Genomic DNA, 22,338 nt, shown 5'->3' on the forward strand with positions numbered 1-22,338 from the left:
TTACAGAAGAATAAACCACTATCTTGGTCTATGCAACAGGGCTAACTTTCATCATATTCGTTCAAATTTTGGTAATTGGACAGCGCAACAAAATAGCAATAGCTCAAAGTAATCGCAAAATAGTGCCTTAAAGTACTAAAATTTATTGTCGATTTATAATTACTGATTTGCAATTCTTTGCAATAAACGCTTCAAAGCGGCTTGCTTGATAGGTTTAGGTAAGTATTGCATGTTGTTTTCGTAGGCCATAGCCTGTAAGGATTCACTTCTGTCTGCGCTACTAACAATAGTATTGACGCGTACATTTAAATTATCTTGAATAGACAAAGCGACATCAATCCCGTTATCACCGTCATTCAAATGGTAATCGGCTATTATGAGGTTAGGCACAAAGTTGCTTTTATCTATTAGCTTAAGGGCGCCTTGCTTGCTAGTCGCACTTTTTACGATCCCACCCCATGTTTGCAGTAAGGTAACTAGCGCGGTGGCCACGGCGCTGTCATTTTCAAGCACTAAAATGCGTTTACTCCCTAGAATAGGAGGTTTGTCGTCAAATAGTTCAAGGGATCGCGAAGGCGATACCATTACTCTTTTATTACTCTGGGGTAGCCCAATGCTAAATACCGATCCTTGGCCAACAGTCGAATGTAGGTCAACGCGAAAGCCTAAAAGCTGACTTATTTTATCTACAATGGTAAGGCCTAAGCCTAAACCTTGATGGGGACTGTGGGTGTCAATACGCTGAAACTCATTAAAAATTGCCTGCTGGTCTTCTTTGGCAATACCACTGCCCGTATCGGCCACGACCAGTTCACACATGGCGTTTTTTCTTCGCCTTACGCCAATAATTACTTTTCCACTGGCGGTATATTTTATTGCGTTAGACAATAAGTTTTGGATTATTCGCGAGGTTAAGCGGCGGTCAGTTTCAAGCCATACACTGGTGCGAATGTAGCGCAGTTTAAGGTTCTTTTGTGCCGCAAGCACCGAAAACTCAATCACCAGTGATGACAGTAATTGATCAAGTGCAAAGCTTGTAAGGTTGGGTTTAATTAAGTTATTTTCTAACTTGGTGATATCTACTAGCATAGCGAGCAAGGACTCGGCGTTGTCTAAGCTATTGACTAAATTATCAGCTAATTCAGCCTCGTTACTGAGCACTAGGCTTGTGTTTTTATTACGGCTGAGTTTTTCACGCAGCATTGACGCAAAAATACCTGCGGCGTTTAATGGCTGCATCAGATCATGGCTAGTTGCGGCTAAAAACTTTGTTTTGCTAATGTTGGCTTGTTCGGCATCATTTTTAGCTAAGCGCAGTTCATAGGTGCGCTGCTCAACCCGTTTTTCAAGATGAATTTTAGCGGCCTCAAGTTCATTTTGAATATGGATATACTCAGTAATATCGGCGTAGCAGGTAATGTAGCCACCGGCGGGCAGGGCATTACCCGTTATTTCTACCACTTTGTTGTGAATTTGTGGTCGCACTGTCTTGTAAGATTTTCCGATTAACATACTTTGCATGCGTTTGTTTATTTTATGGTGAATATCATCAGATGCTTGCTGGCGTCCTAAAAGACCTCTGTTGGCATTAAACTTTAGAATATCAAGAATGGGTCTACCTACCTGTAAATAACCTTTTGGATAGTCAAAAATATCTTCATAAATAGCATTCCACGCCACTAGCTTTAGGTTAGTGTCAACCACACTTACGCCAAGCGGTAAATGCGTAATAGAGGCTTGCAGTACTTCAAAGTTAAACTGGAAGTCTTTACCAGCCTCATTCACCAGTTCGGTTAGCTTTTGCTTAGAAATAGGCTCAGCATTTGCAATAGCGCTCAACAGAATACGTGTAGAAGCTTTACCCATATGTGATGCTAGCAGATTTTCTGCTTTGTTTAGCACATTACTAGGCGCGATATCATCTTGTTTAATACCTACGAAAACAACCTGATCGCGAAAGGTCTGCGCGGCTGCATGCGGCAGTATTTGATCCGTTAAGGTTAGTAAGTCGCTAAATTTTATATCGCTGTGTAAGTTACTTAATGCGGATGATGCATAGGGATTGCTCACCTTATTGTCGGTGAGTATCGACACAATAGCCAGCAACAGTAAATTAATCGCAAATGATAGAAATAAAACAAAGGCGATATTTTCGCTTTCCACTAAATCTAGCGTTACCGGGCTTACCTGCAGGTATGTTTGCGCATCAAGCTGTGGTGCAAGGGCTGGCACAAGCATGCCAATAATAATAGTAAGCACACCGGCGACAATACCGACAAAGGCGCCATACTTATTAGCGCGTCGCCAGTAAATGCCCAGCAAAATAGCTGGAAAGGTTTGTGATAGCAACGACAGCGCAATAGTGCCGGTTTGCGCCAGAGGCGCCTCTTGGCTTATGTGTAAATGGTAAATATAGGCAATACACAGCATCACCAAAATAGTCAATTGACGGATCCGTAAAATCTGCCGGCCCGATAACTTCAAGCTATTATTAACCAGATTATTTTGCGGCGCAGATTCAACAATGGCTCGCTTTACTTTACTGGCGTTTAGCCAAAACAATAAGGGCGTAATAAGACTATTTGTGACCATATTGCCCAATGCGAGCGTAGCGACGATTACCATAGAGCTAGAAGCGGCTAAACCGCCAATAAAAGCAATCAGAGCAATAGGCATATTCTGCGCCGCAATTGGCATTGCCAGTACGTAGCTGTCGGTGGTGACATTCACAGGCGCGGTGCTTTGAGTGATTAATAAAGGACTTTGTGCATCGCCAAAAACAATCATGCCGCCCAGCGCAATAGGCAAAATAAAAATAGACATGCCGATTAAGTAGGCGGGGAAAAGCCAGCGGGCCTGTCGTATTTCATCATTGTGTCGATTTTCCACAAAGTTGATGTGAAACTGCCGCGGCAGGCAAAACATAGAGCAAACGCCCAGCAGCACGTGGCTGGTGTAAATCCACACAGCGAAAGGTTTTGTCATCAGCTCAAGGGTAGGTTCATACGCTAGGCTGCGCTGAGCTAGGTCAACAAGTCCATCAAAAATACCGTAAACAACAAATAGACCTACCGCTAATAAGGCGACAATTTTGACCACAGACTGAGCGGCTATGGTAAGCATTAACCCAGGGTTGTGATCGGTTAAACTCATGTTGCGTGCACCAAACCAAATGGCAAATACAGCCATGCCCAAGGTTACGTAAAAGCTGATAGAGTTTGACCAGTCATTAACATCAACAATAAGAAGGTTAAGCGCCAGCGTGATCGCGTCAAGCTGCAGCGCAATATAAGGAATAACGCCCAAAAAGCAAATGCTGGTAATAAGCACCGCAATGCTGTTTGAATGGTTGTAGCGTACGCTGATAAATTCAGCAATAGATGAAATATTGTATTGTTTACAAATGGTATTTACGCGTATTAACAGCCGGTAGCCAAACAGCATAACAATGATAACGCCTAAATAAGTCGGCACCAAGGGCCAACCGAACTGCGCTGCTTGGGTTGTGGTGCCAAAAAAAGCCCACGACGTGCAGTGAATACCAAGGGCGAGGGAATAAACAGATTTAGGCAGTTTTTTGGCTTTATTGCCTACAGTGGCTATTGCCACTAATAGCAGCATATAGCCAAGGGTAACGCATATTAGTGTCCAAATTGAAAACATAAAAGCGTGCTCTGTTTATGTTCGCCCTAAGCAGGCATTAGCCTATTTTCTTGTACTTCAGGCGATGAGGCTCAACCGCTTCTTGGCCATAGGTTTGTTTTAACCAAGCTTCGTAGTCGTTGTAGTTACCTTCATAAAAATTAACTTTGCCTTCGTCGCGATAATCGAGGATGTGAGTGGCTATGCGATCTAAAAACCATCGGTCGTGCGAAATCACCAATGCACAACCAGGAAACTCTAAAATCGCATTTTCTAGTGCACGCAGGGTCTCTACATCAAGATCGTTGGTGGGCTCATCGAGTAAAAGCGTGTTGCCGCCGGCTTTTAATAACTTTGCCAAATGCACCCGATTTCGTTCACCACCCGACAAATCTTTTATGAATTTGGACTGGTCGGTGCCCTTAAAGTTAAAGCGGCTGCAGTAAGCGCGGCTGTTTAATTCGAAGCGGCCAATTTTAACGATGTCCATGCCGTCAGATATTTCCTGATACACGGTTTTAGATTCATCCATGTGATCTCTGAACTGATCGACGCTGGCAATATCCACGGAATCGCCTATGTCGATGGTGCCTGAGTCGGGCTTCTCTTTCCCCGTAATCATTTTAAATAAGGTCGATTTACCGGCGCCGTTTGGTCCAATAATGCCGACAATAGCGCCTTTGGGCACCGTGAACGTCATGTCGTCTATTAACTGCCTGTCACCATAGGCCTTACGCAGCCCTTTAATTTCTATGACTTTGTCACCTAAGCGCTCACCCGGCGGTATGAATAGCTCATTGGTTTCATTACGCTTTTGATAATCGGCTGTGCTGAGTTCTTCAAAGCGAGCCATGCGTGATTTACTTTTAGCATGACGACCTTTAGGGTTTGTACGCACCCACTCTAGTTCTTGCTTTATAGAGCGTTGGCGAGCATTTTCAGTGCGATCTTCTTGGGCTAAACGGGCGTCTTTTTGCTCTAACCAAGACGAATAGTTGCCTTCCCATGGAATACCTTCACCGCGGTCAAGCTCTAAAATCCAGCCCGCTACGTTATCTAAGAAATAACGGTCATGGGTAATGGCCACTACGGTGCCTTCGTAGTCATGTAAGAAGCGTTCAAGCCATGCAACTGATTCTGCATCTAAGTGGTTGGTGGGTTCGTCGAGCAGTAGCATTTCAGGTTTTTCAAGCAACAGTTTGCACAGTGCTACGCGGCGTTGTTCACCGCCCGACAAGGTTTTGACATCGGCGTCCCACGGCGGTAAACGAAGGGCATTGGCAGCGCGCTCTAGAGCGTTCTCTATGTTGTGACCGTCTTTTGCTTGAATAATGGCTTCAAGTTCGCCTTGTTCTTTGGCTAGTGCGTCAAAGTCGGCGTCGGGCTCAGCGTAGGCGGCATATACTTGGTCAATGCGTTTTAAAGCGTTCATAACATCGGCCACGGCAAGTTCAATATTACCGCGCACGTCTTTGCTTTCATCAAGCTTGGGCTCCTGCGGTAAATAGCCAATTTTTAAACCCAGCTGCGGTCTGGCTTCACCTTCTATGTCGGTGTCAAGGCCCGCCATAATACGCAGCAAGGTAGACTTACCTGAACCATTAAGACCCAGTACACCAATTTTTGCGCCAGGAAAAAAACTTAAACTGATATTTTTGAGAATATGACGATTAGGCGGGACAACTTTGCCTACTCTATGCATACTATAAACGTATTGAGCCATGTGTGTTGGGTTCCCGTATAAATAAAATTAAACATAGAATAGTGTAGTCTAGATTCCGCGCTTACGTAAGAGTAAAGTCTACATAATAACAATTCATCGAATAGGAAAACATATGACAGGCAAAACCTTAGCACAAATCGCGCAAGCAATTGGCGGCGAAACGAAAGGCGATGCTAGCGTGGTGATTACGCAGATGGGTGATTTAGGTAAAGCGCAGCCGCATCAATTGTCATTTTTGTCTAACGCTAAGTTTGCCAAAGATTTAGCCACAACCAAAGCCGGCGGCGTTATATTGCGTGTTCATGATGCGGTTAATTACACGGGTAATGCAATTATTATGAGTGACCCTTACGTCGGCTTTGCAAAAGCCGCGCAGTTATTAGACAGCACCCCGGTACAAGAAAGAGGCATTGCGCCTAGTGCAGTGGTGCACCCAAGCGCCAAACTAGGCGACAACGTAAGCGTAGCTGCAGGCGCTGTGGTCAGTGCACACGCTATTGTCAGTGACAATGTGGTAATAGGCGCAAACTGTTTTATAGGCGAGCTAGCTATTTTAGGTGCCGGTGTTAATTTACGCGCCAATGTGACCATTTATCATAGGGTAGAGCTGGGTCAAAATGTCTCCATTCATAGCGGCACCGTTATTGGCTGTGACGGCTTTGGCTATGCAAACGAAAAAGGCACCTGGACCAAAATTCCGCAAACCGGCACGGTTGTCATTGGCGAAGGCACTGAGATAGGCGCAAACTGCGCCATAGACAGAGGTGCCATTGGCAATACTATTATTGGTAAAAACTGCATCATAGACAACTTAGTGCACATTGCCCACAACGTTGAAATTGGCGATCACTCCTGTATTTGCGGTGCAACAGGTATTGCGGGTAGCGCTGTTTTGGGCAAATATGTGGTGGTTGCGGGACAATGTGCTATTAATGGGCACATTCGCATTGCCGACGAGGTCCAAATTACCGGCCAAAGTATGGTAACCAAAAGCATTAAAGAGGCGGGTGTGTATTCATCTGGTATGCCTGTTGCGCCCAATAGACTGTGGCAAAAAAATACTGTTCAGCTCAGACAAATAGGTAAGTTAGTCGACAGAGTGAAAGCGCTTGAGCAAGCTGCAAAAAATAGCCCTTCAAAATAGCCATCTATAAAGGCGCAATATGCTTTACACAAGCGTCATCAGATTTTCTTTTTATACCCTATACAAAGCTATTAAAAACGCTACAATATAGGTCTTTCAAATTCTTCTTTTGCAATTTATCTAGTGTTAAGCAAAAGTATAGACAACAACTTTGCTTTACGCGCTTTTACAAGAACCAGGAGCCCCCATGTTATCACGCAGTATGAATATAGCCGACTATGATCCCGAATTGTCGGACGCAATGGAAGCTGAGAAACGTCGTCAAGAACATCATATCGAATTGATTGCATCTGAAAACTATTGTAGTCCAAGAGTACTAGAAGCCCAAGGTTCGCAGTTAACCAATAAATATGCGGAAGGCTATCCTGGTAAGCGCTATTACGGCGGCTGTGAACATGTTGATGTAGCAGAGCAATTGGCCATAGATCGCGCGAAAGAATTATTTGGTGCTGACTATGCCAACGTTCAGCCTCACTCAGGCTCGCAAGCAAATACTGCGGTGTTCATGGCTTTAATAGAAGCAAACGATACGGTACTAGGCATGAGCTTGGCCGACGGCGGACACTTGACTCACGGATCACACGTAAACTTTTCGGGCAAAACCTACAACGCAGTGCAGTATGGTTTACACCCCGATACTGGTGTGATTGACTATGATAAGGTTGAAGCCTTAGCAATAGAGCATAAACCAAAACTAATTATAGGTGGCTTCTCGGCCTACTCAGGCATCGTTGACTGGGCACGTTTTAGAGAAATTGCGGATAAGGTAGGCGCGTATTTACTGGTCGATATGGCTCACGTTGCGGGTTTAGTCGCGGCGGGTGTTTATCCAAGTCCTCTTCCTTACGCCCATGTGGTTACCACCACAACGCATAAAACGCTTGCGGGTCCACGCGGCGGTTTAATTGTATCAGCGTGTGGTGATGAAGCGCTCTATAAAAAATTCAACAGTGCAGTATTTCCTGGCAATCAAGGTGGCCCCTTGTGCCATGTGATTGCCGCAAAAGCGGTAGCGTTTAAAGAAGCCTTAGAGCCAGAATTCAAAACGTATCAGCAGCAAGTGCTTAAAAATGCGAAAAAAATGTGCGCGGTACTAATGGACAGAGGCTACAAAGTAGTGTCAAACGGCACTGAAAATCACTTGTTTTTACTCGATTTAATAGATAAAGACATTACCGGTAAAGCGGCCGACGCGGCTTTGGGCCATGCCAACATTACGGTGAATAAAAACTCGGTGCCAAACGATCCGCGCTCACCCTTCGTGACCAGTGGTTTACGTATTGGCACGCCGGCTATAACCCGCAGAGGCTTTAAGGAGACCGAAGCCGAACAGGTAGCCAACTTGATGTGTGATGTCTTAGATAATATTGATGACGAAAGTGTAATTGACCGTGTACGTGGCGAAGTGGTAGCGCTTTGTGAACGCTTCCCTGTGTATGGCTAAGGCTAAACAACTGCAGTACAAAAGGCAGTTAATCTTGCACAAAGACACGAGCGCTGTGTTTGAGAGCTCGATGATGCAAAAAGGAGCTAGATAATTCTGGCTTTTTTTATATACACACGATATTCACAGCCGGTATTAATAGCATGCCAATTTTATAGGAGTTGTCTATATGTTTTGCCCTTTTTGCCGCGCGCAAGAAACCAAAGTGATCGATTCTCGCTTAGTATCAGGTGGTGAGCAAATAAGACGCAGACGTCAATGCATCGAATGCGCTGAGCGCTTTACTACTTTTGAATTTGCTGAACTGGTCATGCCAAAGGTAATAAAACGCGATCAAACTCGAGAACCCTTTAACGAAGATAAGCTGTCAGCTGGATTAATGCGAGCACTGGAAAAACGCCCTGTGAGTACCGAGGCTATCGAGCAAACGATGAATAAAATTAAATCGGAATTACGTGCAACGGGTGAGCGCGAAATAAAAAGCGAATTGATAGGTGAACTCATTATGCAGGCTTTACGTAATCTTGATAAGATTGCTTACGTAAGATTCGCCTCAGTTTATCGCTCATTCGAAGACGTGAAAGAGTTTAGTGAAGAAATTGCACGCTTATCGGATGAGTAATATATTCTTCAAATGTCGCCTTAATGCCTGAAATGTAGGGGCAAGTCCAGCCCATCAACTGCGGCTAAAGTATTATTAAAGAGTATTTATGTCAGACATTCAAGCCAATAGCGTGTTTTCTGTTTTTGATGCAAAAATGATGGGTAAAGCATTACAACTTGCGCGTCGAGGCGTCTTTTCAACGACTCCTAATCCCCATGTAGGCTGCATAATAACTAACGCGCAAAACCAAGTTGTGGGTGAAGGTTTTCATAAGAAAGCAGGTCAAGGTCATGCTGAAGTACAAGCGCTTCAGCAAGCCAAAGCTAATGCCGTAGGCGCTACTGCCTATGTTACTTTGGAGCCATGTGCTCACTACGGCAGCACCCCGCCTTGTGCTCAAGCGCTCATAGATGCGAAAATTAAAAAAGTATTCATTGCCTGTATTGACCCTAATTTTCAGGTTCGTGGTAAAGGCATTGCTATGCTAACCCAAGCTGGCATAGAAGTATCGATTGGCTTGATGCAAGAAAGTGCATTGGCACTCAATAAAACATTTTTCTTTTCCCTTCAACATAAACGTCCTTTCATTAGCGTAAAGTTAGCCGCTAGCCTAGACGGCAAGACAGCATTGGCCAGCGGCGAAAGCAAATGGATAACCGGACCTTTGGCGCGCGCCGATGTCCAAAAACATCGAGCCTCAGCGTGTGCAATACTCACCGGGGCTGACACCGTAATACATGATGACCCTCAGTTAAACGTGCGCATCGCTGAATTACCTGCTGATATATCTGAGCAGTTTCTATGGCGTGAACAGCAGCCTTTGCGTGTTATAATTGACTCAGCTAATCGATTAAGCGCGATTAAGTACAAAATTTGTAACGATGGCCACGCGACCTTAGTTTATAATGCAGTTAAAAATGAAGCGTTGAACTACAAAGAGGGTGGCGCTTGCTGGCAAAAGCAAGTGCCGATTATTGAAAAAAAAGGGCGGCACTTTGTCGATTTGCACGCCGTTTTATCAGACTTGCACACAATGGGTATAAACCATTTATGGGTTGAAGCCGGTGAGAAACTTACCGGCGCGCTGTTTGATTTAGAGCTTGTAGATGAGTTAATTTTATATCAAGCGCCCAAAATATTGGGCAGTGCGGCAAGGGGTTTGACCCGAGCAACGAGCAAAAACAGCTTGCAACAAGCGATGGTAGGTAAGGTCACCTCGTTAAGCCTACTTGGGCCTGACACTAAAACTATCATTGAATTTTCACACTAACACAGCAGGGTTTACGTAATATGTTTACGGGAATAATAGAAGCGATTGGTAGCATAAGTACCTTAACTGATTTGGGCGACAATTTTCGCTTAGTCGTAAAAACGGGTAAAATGGACATGGGCGATGTCCATTTAGGCGACAGTATTGCCACCAGTGGCGTATGCCTGACGGTGGTAGATAAAGGCTCCGATTTTTATGCCGCTGATGTATCTGCAGAAACCATCAAACTAACAGGTTTTGCGCACTATAGTGTGGGCCATAAGGTAAACCTTGAAAAAGCGATGCTGACCAACAGTCGCTTTGGTGGACATATTGTTAGTGGTCACGTAGACGGTGTGGGTAAAGTAGAGGCCATCAATGAACACAGCAACTATATTGAAGTATGGGTTAAAGCACCTGCTGAACTGGCCAAGTATATTGCCCGCAAAGGCTCCATTACGGTAGATGGGGTTAGTTTAACGGTAAATGAAGTAAAAGGCGCTTCGTTTATGCTGTGGTTAATCCCACATACGCTGAAAGAAACGGTTATTGGACAGTATAAAGTCGGTACTCATGTCAATTTAGAAGTTGATGTAATTGCACGTTACTTAGAGCGATTATTACTGGGCGACAAAGCGGCCGATGACAACACACATGCAGGCAGTGACTTAAGTATGGCATTTTTGGCTGAACACGGCTATTTGAAGTAGAAGAAACACATACACCTTCACAATAAAGGGATATTTATGGCACTAAACACCACCGCGGAAATTATAGAAGATATTAGGCTAGGCAAAATGGTCATTTTGATGGATGACGAAGATCGCGAAAACGAAGGCGATCTTATTATGGCTGCGGAGCACGTTACGCCCGAGGCAATTAATTTTATGGTAACGCATGCCAGAGGTTTAGTATGCCTGCCTATGACGCAAGAACGCTGCAAGCGCTTGAAACTGCCCTTAATGGTTGACAACAACGGCGCACAGTTTTCAACTAACTTTACGGTTTCTATTGAGGCCGCTAAAGGCGTAACCACTGGCATATCGGCGGCTGACAGAGCGGCAACCATATTAGCCGCGGTTAACAAAGAAGCAGTAAGTGAAGATATTGTTCAGCCCGGGCATATTTTTCCACTTATCGCCAAAGAGGGTGGCGTGTTAAACAGAGCAGGCCACACCGAGGCAGGTGTAGATCTTCCGCGCTTAGCAGGTCTTGAGCCGGCTGGCGTAATTGTAGAGATACTAAACGCTGACGGCTCAATGGCAAGGCGCCCTGAACTTGAAGTATTTGCCAAAAAACACAATATTAAAGTAGGTACTATTGCCGACTTGATTGAGTACAGGAACTTAAACGAAACGACTATCGAGAAAGTCGCAACGTGCAAGTTGCCTACTGCTTTCGGTGAATTTGATTTAATAACGTACAAAGATATCATCGATGAGCAGATTCACTTCGTACTGCAAAAAGGGCCTATTATCGAAAATCAGCCAACTATCGTCAGAGTGCATCTGCATAACACGCTGAGCGATTTGTTAGGCTCAACCCGTGCCATTAATCGTTCTATGCCCTTAACCAGCGCAATGGAGCGTATCGCTAAAGACGGCGGCGTAATTGTGGTGCTAGGTAAAAAAGAAGATTTAGTCTCACAGGTAAAACTGTTTGAAGCACAAGACAATGGTCAAGTTGACGTTGGCAAAACATGGGAAGGCTCTTCTCGTACCGTTGGCGTTGGTAGCCAGATTTTGCAAAGTTTAGGTATTACAAAGATGCGCTTGTTAAGCAAGCCAATTAAGTACACAGCGCTTTCTGGCTTCGGTCTAGAAGTAATAGAATACATCCACGATTAAACATAGTGTAAAAATAACATAAGTAACTAAGATTCAGTTATAAATAATGATTTATTGCTGGTCCTTTATGCTACAATTTTCGCCGGTTTTTACAGGAGTTTAAAATACATGAAAATAATTGAAGGTAACACACGCGCAACAGGCAAAAAATTTGCCGTAGTAGTCTCTCGTTTCAATAGTTTTGTTGTAGAAAGCCTGCTTGACGGCGCGCTAGACACGCTAGAACGTATTGGCGAAGTAAACCCTGACGACATTACGGTTATTCGTGTCCCCGGTGCTTATGAGCTGCCTATTGTGGCTAAAAAAGCAGCCATGTCGGGTAAGTTTCACGCTATAATAGCCTTAGGTGCAGTCATTCGCGGCGGCACACCGCACTTTGAATTTGTGGCCGGCGAATGCAACAAAGGCTTGGCTCAAGTATCATTAGACGCCACTATCCCCCTTGCTTTTGGTGTGCTAACGGTAGACACAATTGAGCAAGCCATAGAACGTTCAGGCACAAAAGCCGGAAATAAAGGTGTAGAAGCAGCACACAGTGCGCTTGAAATGGTGAATGTACTAGCGGCCATTGACGAGGCGCTATAGTGAAACCAGCCCATCGTAAACAAGCCCGCATACTTGCTCTACAGGCACTGTACGCGTGGTTAATGAGTGGAAATGACATTAAGCAAATAGAGCTTAGCATTGCCACCACCAATGACATGACCAAAGTAGACTTGTCCTACATGCAAGATATACTTATCGGTGTTACCCAAGATGTGCAAAGTCTAGATAAACTGTATAAGCCGTATTTGGGACGCTTGCCAGAAGAACTCGATCCTATTGAAAAATCTATCATGCGCTTAGCAACGGTTGAGCTTAGAGACCGCCTCGATACTCCTTATAAGGTGGTCATTAACGAAGCGATTGAGCTTGCGAAAACGTTTGGCGCTGAAGAGAGCCATAAGTTCATAAACGGCGCCCTCGACAAAGCTGTTAAAACACTCAGAAAAGATGAAAGAAGCTAAGGTTTGAACGAATTCAGCTTAATAAACAAGTACTTTGCCGAATCTAGTTTTGTTCGCAAAGACGTCATAATAGGCATTGGCGACGACGCCGCCATTACACAGGTCCCTCAAAATCAGAGCTTAGCCACCACCACTGACACGCTTTTAAAAGGTGTTCACTTCTTGGCCAATACGAGTCCCCAAGATATTGCGCATAAAGCTATTGCCGTTAATTTAAGTGACTTAGCGGCAATGGGCGCAGAACCAAGTTGGTTGAGTTTATCACTTACGATGCCTGATGCCGACGAAGTTTGGCTACAGGGGTTCAGTGAAAAGGTGGCTGAGCTAACCGAGTATTTCTCGGTCCAACTTATCGGTGGTGACACCGTAAAAGGGCCTTTGTCTATTACTATCACCGCACAAGGGTTTGTTCCTCAAGACAGTGTCTTAACGCGTGACGGCGCAAAAAATGGTGACTGGATTTTTGTTACCGGCACTCTTGGAGATGCTGGCGCAGGCTTGGATATACTGCGCAATAAGCTAACCGGTGACGATGCGAGCGCTAGAGATTATCTAGTAGCTCGGCACAGACGTCCAACCCCTCGCGTATTAGCAGGCACTGTGTTGAGACGCCTAGCTAGCGCCTGTATTGATGTGTCTGACGGCTTACTGCAAGATGTTATGCACATTGCTAAGGCTTCGGGAACAGGCGTAATTTTACATGTAGACAGGCTGCCTATTTCAGATGCATTACGTAGTTATGTAAAGGATTTACATCAGGCTTTTGGCTACGCTGCATCGGCGGGCGATGACTATGAACTTTTGTTCACAGTGCCCGAAGAACATAGAAATACTGTGCAAACAGCTTTAGACAGCTATTCCATTATGCATACTTGTATCGGGCAAATGACAGGCGCAATCGGTAAACTTGATTTGAAGTTAAACGAAAAACCCTATACTTTATATGATTGTGAACGCGTTGGTTACAGCCACTTTTGAGTACACTATGGAAAAATCCTTAAGAGCTAAAGTAAACTTGTATCATCCAGCACATTTTTTGGGCTTCGGCTTTGGCTCAGGTTTAGTGGGGCTAATGCCTGGTACAATGGGCTCTTTAGTTGCCATCCCCATTGTTATATTAATGAGCTACTTGGCGCTTATCCCCTATGTGATATTAACTACAGTAGCAGCTGTTGGTGGTATTTATATATGCCAAAAAGTAAGTGACGATATGGGTGTTCACGATCATGGCGCAATTGTATGGGATGAAATAGTCGGCATGATGATCGTGTTTATTGCTATTCCTATCAGTTGGCATAGTCTGCTGATTGGATTTTTATTATTTCGGGTATTTGACATTTTAAAACCTTGGCCTATCAGTTTCTTAGATAAGAACGTGCATGGAGGTTGGGGTATTATGGTTGACGATATCGTGGCTGGTTTCTTTTCACTGATATGTCTGCATTTAATTTATATAGGCTTAGCGTATTTTGAGAAGGTGCTGTAACGAGCAGCTTAACACTGCTCGCTTACAACGCGATACTTATAGCGTGATTGCCTGCACCACATTTAGTCCTAAATAACCTTTGTTATGCTAAAAAAGCCGTTACAGAAGCTATAATTCCTTTCGCATCGATACCAAGTTCTTGGTACATTTCTTGTTGGGTCGCCTGCATAATGAATTCATCAGGGAAGCCAAGCGGAAGTACTTGGACAAGTGTTTTATTGGCCTGCAAGGCCTCCATTACTGCACTGCCTGCACCTCCCATAATGGCGCCGTCTTCAAGTGTGACTAATAACTCGTGGTGATTGGCGGCGAGCAGTAGCGCTTTGGTATCTAATGGCTTAACAAAGCGCATGTCTATTACGCTAGCGTTTAGTGCTTCTGCCGCTTTGAGCGCCTCAGGCAGCAATGTGCCAAAATTGAGGATAGCCACCTTAGCATTTTTGCCGTTTTTGCCGCTGCTGCTTACCTTTATTTCGCGCATAGTTCGGCTTTTGCCAAGCTCTATAGCGTTCATTGTAGACTCTACCTCAATGCCCATACCGCTGCCTCTTGGATAGCGAACACTTGCGGGGCTGTTAGCTATATGCCCAGTGTACAGCATATTCCTACATTGAGCTTCATCACTGGGCGTCATAATGATCATGTTTGGAATGCATCGCAAATAGCTAATATCAAACGCGCCTTGGTGAGTAGGGCCATCAGCACCGACTAAACCTGCGCGGTCTATGGCAAATAAAACGGGTAAGTTTTGTAACGCTACATCGTGAATAAGCTGGTCGTACGCGCGCTGCAAAAAAGTCGAGTATATAGCTACCACAGCATGCTTTTTTTCTATTGCAAGACCGGCTGCCAGCGTGACGCTATGCTGCTCAGCTATGCCCACATCAATATACTGCTTAGGGAACTGCTGCGAAAATTTTACCATACCTGAGCCTTCGCGCATCGCCGGAGTGATTGCAATGAGGTCAGGATCTACCTTAGCCATGTCGCAAAGCCAATCGCCAAAAATAGCAGAGAAAGTTGGATTGCCCGGCTTTGAAGTGGGGAATTTTTCAGTGGTATGATCAAACTTAGGCACAGCGTGCCACTTTATAGGATCCTGTTCTGCTTGCTCGTATCCTTTGCCTTTTTTAGTCACAATGTGCAAAATTTTAGGCCCTTTCATACTTCTCATATTCGAGAGTGTATCTACAAGAACGTCCACATCATGTCCGTCAATTGGTCCAATATAATTAAACCCTAACTCTTCAAAAATAGTACCCGGCACGACCATACCTTTAAGATGTTCTTCAGCCTTGCTGGCAAATTCTTTAATAGGCGGAACGCTAGATAGAATCTTTTTACCACTGTCACGAATAGAATTGAAAAAGTTGCCAGTGAGTAATCGAGCCAAGTGGCTGTTTAAAGCCCCTACATTTTCAGAAATAGACATCTCATTGTCATTCAGCACAATGGTCAAATCTTTATTGATGTCTCCAGCGTGGTTAAGTGCTTCAAAGGCCAAACCAGCCGTGAGCGCCCCATCGCCTATAACAGCAACGACTTTACGACCTTTACTTTCTTGTTCAGCGGCTATGGCCATGCCAAGTGCTGCACTGATTGAAGTAGATGAATGACCTACCGCAAAAGTATCGTATTCACTTTCAGGTGGCCAAGGGAAAGGATGCAGGCCGTCTTTTTGACGAATGGTGGACATGCGGTCACGCCGGCCAGTAAGAATTTTATGTGAATAGGCTTGATGACCCACATCCCAAATTAGCCTGTCAAACGGTGTTTTATAAACGTAATGAAGAGCTACTGTGAGCTCAACAGTGCCTAAATTAGAAGCGAAATGTCCGCTACTTTGACTCACGCTGTCCAATAAAAACTGGCGTAACTCATTGGCAATAATGCGCAGCTTTGCCTTAGGTTGCTGTCTTAGCTCGCTAGGGATATTCACCCTCGCTAAATTAGGGTAATGATTAAGATTAAGGATCATGTATTTCGTATTCTTCTACTGTCGTTGCTCTTAGCTAATTTCAAAATGTGCGGGTAACCATAAAATCAGTAAAAGTTTCTAATTTTTCGGTATTATACGCTAATGAGCGCAAAGCTTGTATGGCCAAATAATGATGTTTATTTAATTCTTGTTTTGCGTTCTCCAAACCCAGCAATGACACAAAGGTCGACTTGTTCGCCTGCTGGTCTGAACCCTGCGGCTTGCCTAGTGTTTGCGTGTCGGCGGTAACGTCTAAAATATCATCTTGAATTTGAAATGCTAAACCAATATGTTCGGCAAACTGCTGTAACACTGTTTTTTCAGAAGTAGTAATATTTTCACTTAACAAGCAAGGGAGTGTTACACAAACCTTAAGCAAAGCACCGGTTTTTAAGGCATGTAGTTGGTTTAACTGCGCTAATGAAATTTGCTTGTTGGTTGAGCTTAAATCAATGCTTTGCCCCCCTACCATGCCCGCTGGCCCCGCAGCTTTGCTCAAGGCTAGAATAAGCTCGTGCTGACGTAAGCTTGCGCGAGGATTTAATTTAGCGCTGGCAAGAATTTGAAATGCCATGCTTTGTAGGGCATCGCCAGCAAGTATAGCCATTGCTTCGCCAAACTTCACATGACATGTAGGATTTCCTCGACGCAGTTCATCGTCATCCATCGCCGGCAGGTCGTCGTGCACAAGTGAATAAGCATGGATACATTCTATTGCAAGTGCCACTGGTATGAGTTCTTTTTTGTTCACATCAAGTAATTCACCTACTAAGCTAACAAGCAATGGGCGCATACGTTTACCCCCATTTAGCAGCGCGTATTCAAGCGCCTGTTGTAAGGCTTTGTCAACGATGCCCTGCTGCTCTACAAAGTGCATAAAGTACTCAGTTAGCTGGCTGGCAGTGGCATTAAGGTTGCTTTGTAAAGATGCAGGGATTGACATTTTTAATGCGCCATATTTTTATTCGGCAAATTCGGATAAGGTGTCAGGATTGCCGCTGGTGTTGGTCAATATCTTGACTTTTTGTTCTGCATCTTGAAGTAGCTTTTGAGTATGACGAGCAAGTGTAACACCGCGTTCAAACTGCTTAAGTGATGCCTCTAAAGGAATTTCGCCACGCTCCATTTCAAGCACAATAGTGTCTAATTCAGCCATGGCCTGTTCAAACGATAAATCATCTATTTTCATTTAACGTAACTCTTAATATCAATGTTATGAACCTTACCCGACAGACCATACAAATTCAATTATTAGGTGAATAAAACAGGTAATTTTCCATAAAGATTGTAAATAAAAGGCTGTTAACCAGTAAGTAAAGAAAAGACTAATTAGTAAGCCCAGTAAAAGCTCTCAAAAAAAATGAGGGCAATATGATTGTTTGCAAACAATAACGATCTGCATTGGCAAAGACATCAATAAAGCAGGCACATTTAGAGGCGGGACGTCAGCGCAAACCTTTAATCAAAGTGCAGCTGCCACTGTGCTTACGTATTTTGAGGATGCCGAGCGGGCTAGAGTATAAAATAGACGAGTAGAGATTGCTATAATATAGAAAAACCGGAAGCTTTCCGATCCAGTGTCAGAGCCTGACCCAGTCTAAGCCCAAGGCCCATTCAATTAGCCTCTGCTGAGAACTTGCCTGTGCTGAGGTTTGCGCATTACTAACTGCAGTGTGCTAATAGCGCGTTCTAAAAAACCGCCCTCGCAGTAATTTAAATAATACTGCCACATACGCATAAAGCGCTCGTCGTAACCGTCTTCGGCCAAGGCTTCTTTTTGCGTGCTAAACGCTACAAACCAATCTTGCAGGGTTTGCGCATAGTCTAGACCGATGTCTTGAATATCGGCAATTGATAAATCAGTGTCTTTTTTCAAATGTTTATTAATAATCATTTGCGAGGGCAAATAGCCGCCCGGGAAAATATACTTTTGAATGAAGTCGACGCTTTTAGAGTAGCTTGCATGGCGCCTGTCATCAATGATGATTGACTGAAGCAGCATTAAACCATCGGGTTTGAGTAGCGATGAGCACTTTTTGAAGAAGGTTGTAAGGTAGCGTTTTCCAACCGCTTCAATCATTTCAATTGATACAAGTTTGTCATATTCACCTTCAAGTAAACGATAATCCTGTTTTAACAAGGTGATTTTATCGCTTAGGCCTTCTTTGTTTATCCACTGCTGGGCGTAGGCATGCTGTTCTTCAGATATTGTGGTGGTCGTGACTTTACAGCCGTAATTTTTCGCAGCGTGAATAGCCAAACCTCCCCAGCCAGTGCCTATTTCCATTAGATGGTCGCTTTTTTTTAGCTGTAGCTTCTCACAAATGGTGTGCAGTTTATGTTGTTGAGCGTCAGCTAAACTGGCGTTTGGATCAGGATAAATAGCGGCAGAATACATCATAGAACGATCAAGAAACTTGCTATACAGCTTGTTACCTAAATCGTAGTGCGCCGATATATTTCTTTTAGCTTGGTCGGCAGAATTACGATTTGCAAAGTGACTTAATTTAAGCGCCGGCATAGTGATCCATTTAAACCGACTTTCCCATTCATCTAGCATTGGTAAGTTGCGCGCAAAAATACGGATCACATTGGTCAGATTAGGGGAGTCCCACAGATTATCCGAGTAGGTCTCGCCCGACGCTATGCTGCCGCCAAACAACAACTTTGGATAGGCGCTGGCATTCAATATATTAACTTGGGCGTGTAAATCATGTGCCTTATCGCCGAACTGTCCAATGACTTGGCCGTTTTCGCTCATGGTCATATAACCATGAGGTAGACGCTTTAAAACACTCAAAAAAATAGATCGGCAGGTTTTTTCCCAAACGCTGGGCGATACGGTGTTTTGCATTGTGTGCTGAGCTTGTGGCATCTATTTGTTCCTGTACATTAAGGGTGCGTATAAATGGGTACGCGTTTTAAAAAAAGTTTTATAGCCTGCCAATAAATGCCCGCTATTGTTTTGACTGTCATGCTAGGTATAGACAGAATCGACTTGCGTAGAGTAGCCGAAGTTAACGGCTGTTTTTGCATATTAATCGCTGCTTCAAAGTGCTTAATTTGTTTGTAGCAGCTTAAATTGAGCTTAATATTTTCATCTGGCTGTTGTATTTGCCATTTGTACTGCATATCCATAGGGTTGAACGGCGATACATAAAAAGCTTTATCGCAATCGCTCTGTTTGTCTAGGTCGACCAAGTAATAATGGCGTTTGTTCCAGGGCGTATTGCTTACCTCTGCAAGCATGTGGGTGTACTTGCCATGCGCGTTACGTAAATAAAAGAAATTTACTGGGCTAAAGTATAGGCCAAATGTTCTTATTTGCCCTAACATATAAACATCGCCCGAGACAGAAACCTCACTTAATGTGTTCATTTTTTTCAAAATAGCGGTTTCTAAAGGTATCTTAGCATCTCCTAAATAGTCTTCACGTTTGAAGTTAACAACGCTAATGCCGGATTTATTTTGACTAAACCCTGATACTGTTTCAGTCAAGGTATCGAGTTCTTTTAATTTTACCCAAAAAAGATATATACAGTAGTTGAACTGATGCACTTTTGGCACGCTACGCCGATGAAACACATTACCTGTATATATACCACTTTCAAGCATGCCTAGAGGTTCTTTATTCATAAGCTGGCGCCAAATCTTTGGCCAACTTCAAGCGCGCTTTTTACGCCGTCTTCATGGAAGCCGTTGTACCAATAAGCGCCGCAAAAATGTAGACCTTCTTTGCCGCAGATGCGTTCGCGCTGTTCCTGCGCCGCTACCATTTCAGGGCTAAATTGAGGATGTGCATAACGATATCGCCCTAATATTTTACTCGGGTCAATTTCTTGCGTGTTGTTTAAGGTGACACAAAACGTGGTGTCACTTTTTATTTGTTGCAAAATGTTCATGTTATAAGTGACGCTAGCGGGAGAGCGGCTTTCGTTTTGAGTGCCTTTAATTAAATAGTTCCAACTGGCCCAAGCTAAAGGTCGCTGCGGTAATTGGGACACGTCTGTGTGCATTACCACGTCGTTGTCACAGTAGGGGATTGCCCCTAAAATAGCAGATAGGTCTTGGCCGTGCTGCTTCTCAAAACTTGGTAAATCGAGCATTTTCAGGGCTTGGTCGCTGTGGCACGCAAACACCACTTGGTCGAACTCGCTGATGTTTCCATTGCTCATTATTTCGTATCCAGCGTTTGTTTTTTTGACTGAACTTACAGGACTGTTTAACAATATTTTGTCACTGTAGCTAGCAGTTAAAGGGGCTACATATTTATTTGAGCCGCCTATAAGCGTGTACCATTGAGGGCGGTTGGTAATATTCAGTAAACCATGGTTGTTGAAGAACTTTAAAAAGAACGATAAAGGAAAGTTCGCGGATGCCTCTAAGCTTGTTGACCATATGGCGGCGCACATTGGCAGAATATAGTTTTCGGTAAAACCTTTGCTTAATTTATGCTGCTGTATAAATTTGACTAGTGTGATGTTATCAGTATCTTTTTTTGCTTCTAGATGCGCCTTGCAGACTTTATTAAATTTAATAATGTCGAGCACCAAACGATAAAATGTCGGTGAAAAAATGTTACGTCGCTGCGCAAATAAACTATTAATAGTATTGCCGTTATATTCTAGCCCGGTGTCTTTATTTTTAACACTGAAACTCATTTCGGTGGGCTGGGTAGCAACGTTTAATGTGTCCATTAATTTTATAAAATTCGGATAAGTCCATTCATTGTAAACAATAAAGCCAGTGTCTATATTATACGTGCGCCCATCTACATCTACTTTTTTGGTTGCAGTATGTCCACCTACGTAGTCATTAGCTTCAAAAACGGTAATCTCGGCTGTTGAATTAATTAAATATGCGCTAGTCATACCCGCTATACCAGTACCTATAATGGCTACTTTTTGCTTCATTTGTTATCCTACTGGTTAGATTCGCGGTCTGTCGAACTGCCGCGCTCTAGCGAACTGCGCATGCTAATGCAAATTTTGTGCTGAACGGCCTCGGGCAAGAAATTTAAAAATCGTATTATAGTGCCAAAGCGGCGTGGAAAATATACTGCAGATTTGTTACTAAGAATACCCTTAAGCATGTATTGTGCCGCCTGCTCAGCGGTAATGGCCATCGGCATGGGGAAATCGTTTTTTTCTGTTAGTGGTGTTTTAACGAAGCCTGGCGACATACTTTGCACTGCTATACCTTTGCTCTTTAGGTCAACTTCAAAACTCTTACAGGCATAATGAAGGGCTGCTTTACTTGCGCCATAGGCTTGGCTGCGTGTAAACGGCAGCAGGCGGGCCATACTGTCTACAAACACTAATTTATTGCCTTTTTGTAAGCTTGGCAATAACGCACTTGCAACGTTTATCGAGCCAAATACGTTAATATCAAACACCCGTCTGAACATGTCGGGTTCAATATTGTTTATGTCAACGTATTCGCAGGTGCCCGCATTTAGCACCGCAATATCACATTTAACGCCTGCCAATGCTTTGGTTGTGGCCGCTTCATCGCTGGCATCAAATTTGATGGTTGTTACATTACCGATGTTTTGTAGTTCGTTAAGTTTATCTTGATTACGACCACATGCAATTACGGCGTGCCCATTAGCGCAGGCCTCTTTTAGCAATGCTTCACCTAAACCAGAGGTAGCACCCGTTATAAGAATAGTCGCCATTAGGACATACTCCTTTTTATTCGTTTAATTAAACGTCCAAGTAATGGGATGTTTTCATACACCATCTGGCCTAAATCATAATAATCTCTATGAAAGGTAATTTTATCATTTTTAAGCGTTAACATTGTTATACCTTCGACTTTTATTGGCTTGTTTGCATTCATTGTTGACGTCCTATATTCCATCGTCCAGTTTACAATACACTTGCCGTCTTGGTTATCTTGCTTTGTGTGAATAACGAAACTACAAGACTTAGCATTGCGCAACAATTTTGCAAAATAATTTTCAACTGCGGCTATGCCTTTGTGTTCAGCAATAGGGTCAATAAATAAGACGTCGGTGCTGTAAATCTCTGCTAAATCTTCAACTTTCATGGTGTCTAAGTTGGTGTAAAATGATGAAAATTTTTCTAATAGTAATGTAGACATTAAAACGTACTTTTTGTAGTGTTAGATATCAATTTACGCCACTGTATTGCTTGAGATCAGTTAATTAACTTTATTTAATTGTAACGCGTGCACGTTTACTTATTCTAGT

Annotated in this window: 21 protein-coding genes; 11 read left to right on the plus strand and 10 right to left on the minus strand. The window is 43.6% G+C overall.

Annotated elements, in window-relative coordinates; translation table 11 throughout:
• Nucleotides 1–159: 159 nt before the first annotated feature.
• Both BAE46_RS10710 and ettA read right to left on the minus strand, forming a co-directional pair.
• Nucleotides 160–2,697, minus strand: coding sequence for a hybrid sensor histidine kinase/response regulator (locus tag BAE46_RS10710; protein ID WP_425307105.1), 2,538 nt, complete (start codon nt 2,695–2,697; stop codon nt 160–162).
• A gap of 1,003 nt (nt 2,698–3,700) precedes the next feature.
• On the minus strand, nt 3,701–5,365 hold the full coding sequence (ettA, locus tag BAE46_RS10715) for an energy-dependent translational throttle protein EttA (protein WP_006002508.1): 1,665 nt from the start codon (nt 5,363–5,365) through the stop codon (nt 3,701–3,703).
• A 112-nt stretch (nt 5,366–5,477) separates the two neighbouring features.
• On the opposite strand from ettA, the gene lpxD reads away from it, so the two are divergent.
• From lpxD to BAE46_RS10765, 10 genes are all read left to right on the plus strand, one after another.
• On the plus strand, nt 5,478–6,509 hold the full coding sequence (gene lpxD / locus BAE46_RS10720) for a UDP-3-O-(3-hydroxymyristoyl)glucosamine N-acyltransferase (RefSeq protein WP_070112770.1): 1,032 nt from the start codon (nt 5,478–5,480) through the stop codon (nt 6,507–6,509).
• A gap of 187 nt (nt 6,510–6,696) precedes the next feature.
• On the plus strand, nt 6,697–7,953 hold the full coding sequence (gene glyA, locus BAE46_RS10725) for a serine hydroxymethyltransferase (protein WP_070112772.1): 1,257 nt from the start codon (nt 6,697–6,699) through the stop codon (nt 7,951–7,953).
• Between the two features lie 169 nt (nt 7,954–8,122).
• Nucleotides 8,123–8,575, plus strand: a complete 453-nt coding sequence (gene nrdR / locus BAE46_RS10730; RefSeq protein ID WP_006002502.1) for a transcriptional regulator NrdR — start codon at nt 8,123–8,125, stop codon at nt 8,573–8,575.
• Nucleotides 8,576–8,663: 88 nt separating this feature from the next.
• The gene (gene ribD / locus BAE46_RS10735; protein WP_083256863.1) at nt 8,664–9,827 is read left to right on the plus strand and encodes a bifunctional diaminohydroxyphosphoribosylaminopyrimidine deaminase/5-amino-6-(5-phosphoribosylamino)uracil reductase RibD; all 1,164 of its coding nucleotides are present in this window, start codon (nt 8,664–8,666) and stop codon (nt 9,825–9,827) included.
• 20 nt (nt 9,828–9,847) lie between these two features.
• A complete protein-coding gene (locus BAE46_RS10740) occupies nt 9,848–10,516 on the plus strand; it encodes a riboflavin synthase (RefSeq protein WP_070112777.1) in 669 nt (222 codons plus the stop codon).
• Nucleotides 10,517–10,552: 36 nt separating this feature from the next.
• Complete coding sequence (gene ribBA, locus BAE46_RS10745) at nt 10,553–11,653, plus strand: bifunctional 3,4-dihydroxy-2-butanone-4-phosphate synthase/GTP cyclohydrolase II (protein ID WP_070112779.1); 1,101 nt, start codon at nt 10,553–10,555, stop codon at nt 11,651–11,653.
• A gap of 108 nt (nt 11,654–11,761) precedes the next feature.
• Nucleotides 11,762–12,238: a 6,7-dimethyl-8-ribityllumazine synthase gene (gene ribH, locus BAE46_RS10750; protein WP_006002495.1), complete on the plus strand. Its 477-nt coding sequence runs from the start codon at nt 11,762–11,764 to the stop codon at nt 12,236–12,238.
• Nucleotides 12,238–12,660, plus strand: a complete 423-nt coding sequence (nusB, locus tag BAE46_RS10755; RefSeq protein ID WP_006002494.1) for a transcription antitermination factor NusB — start codon at nt 12,238–12,240, stop codon at nt 12,658–12,660. Before ribH ends, nusB begins: the two co-directional genes overlap by 1 nt.
• A gap of 3 nt (nt 12,661–12,663) precedes the next feature.
• Nucleotides 12,664–13,638 carry a thiamine-phosphate kinase gene (gene thiL / locus BAE46_RS10760; RefSeq protein ID WP_070112781.1) on the plus strand — a complete coding sequence of 325 codons (975 nt, stop codon included), beginning with the start codon at nt 12,664–12,666 and terminating at the stop codon, nt 13,636–13,638.
• A 7-nt stretch (nt 13,639–13,645) separates the two neighbouring features.
• Nucleotides 13,646–14,146 (plus strand): phosphatidylglycerophosphatase A family protein, encoded by a 501-nt coding sequence (locus BAE46_RS10765; protein ID WP_006002492.1) that lies wholly within the window; start codon nt 13,646–13,648, stop codon nt 14,144–14,146.
• An 82-nt stretch (nt 14,147–14,228) separates the two neighbouring features.
• Here the strand turns inward: BAE46_RS10765 and dxs are convergent, their stop codons facing one another.
• The 3 genes from dxs to BAE46_RS10780 are packed head-to-tail and all read right to left on the minus strand — an operon-like array spanning nt 14,229 to nt 17,313.
• Entirely contained in the window at nt 14,229–16,124 is a 1,896-nt protein-coding gene (gene dxs / locus BAE46_RS10770; protein WP_006002491.1) for a 1-deoxy-D-xylulose-5-phosphate synthase, read from the minus strand.
• Between the two features lie 40 nt (nt 16,125–16,164).
• Nucleotides 16,165–17,067 (minus strand): polyprenyl synthetase family protein, encoded by a 903-nt coding sequence (locus BAE46_RS10775; protein WP_006002490.1) that lies wholly within the window; start codon nt 17,065–17,067, stop codon nt 16,165–16,167.
• 18 nt (nt 17,068–17,085) lie between these two features.
• The gene (locus BAE46_RS10780; protein ID WP_006002489.1) at nt 17,086–17,313 is read right to left on the minus strand and encodes an exodeoxyribonuclease VII small subunit; all 228 of its coding nucleotides are present in this window, start codon (nt 17,311–17,313) and stop codon (nt 17,086–17,088) included.
• 190 nt (nt 17,314–17,503) lie between these two features.
• Between BAE46_RS10780 and BAE46_RS14835 the strand changes: the two genes are divergently transcribed.
• Nucleotides 17,504–17,647, plus strand: a complete 144-nt coding sequence (locus tag BAE46_RS14835; RefSeq protein WP_006002488.1) for a hypothetical protein — start codon at nt 17,504–17,506, stop codon at nt 17,645–17,647.
• A 95-nt stretch (nt 17,648–17,742) separates the two neighbouring features.
• Here the strand turns inward: BAE46_RS14835 and BAE46_RS10785 are convergent, their stop codons facing one another.
• The 5 genes from BAE46_RS10785 to BAE46_RS10805 are packed head-to-tail and all read right to left on the minus strand — an operon-like array spanning nt 17,743 to nt 22,229.
• Nucleotides 17,743–18,999 (minus strand): SAM-dependent methyltransferase, encoded by a 1,257-nt coding sequence (locus BAE46_RS10785; protein ID WP_070112783.1) that lies wholly within the window; start codon nt 18,997–18,999, stop codon nt 17,743–17,745.
• A 17-nt stretch (nt 19,000–19,016) separates the two neighbouring features.
• Nucleotides 19,017–19,760 carry a DUF1365 domain-containing protein gene (locus tag BAE46_RS10790; protein ID WP_006005917.1) on the minus strand — a complete coding sequence of 248 codons (744 nt, stop codon included), beginning with the start codon at nt 19,758–19,760 and terminating at the stop codon, nt 19,017–19,019.
• Nucleotides 19,757–21,037, minus strand: coding sequence for an NAD(P)/FAD-dependent oxidoreductase (locus tag BAE46_RS10795; protein WP_006005915.1), 1,281 nt, complete (start codon nt 21,035–21,037; stop codon nt 19,757–19,759). The genes BAE46_RS10790 and BAE46_RS10795 overlap by 4 nt, the downstream gene beginning before the upstream one ends.
• Nucleotides 21,038–21,045: 8 nt before the next feature.
• Nucleotides 21,046–21,801 (minus strand): SDR family NAD(P)-dependent oxidoreductase, encoded by a 756-nt coding sequence (locus BAE46_RS10800; RefSeq protein ID WP_006005913.1) that lies wholly within the window; start codon nt 21,799–21,801, stop codon nt 21,046–21,048.
• Entirely contained in the window at nt 21,801–22,229 is a 429-nt protein-coding gene (locus BAE46_RS10805; protein WP_006005911.1) for a nuclear transport factor 2 family protein, read from the minus strand. Before BAE46_RS10805 ends, BAE46_RS10800 begins: the two co-directional genes overlap by 1 nt.
• Nucleotides 22,230–22,338 lie beyond the last annotated feature (109 nt).

This window comes from Glaciecola punicea, assembly GCF_001756615.1.
Taxonomy (GTDB): Bacteria; Pseudomonadota; Gammaproteobacteria; order Enterobacterales; family Alteromonadaceae; genus Glaciecola; species Glaciecola punicea.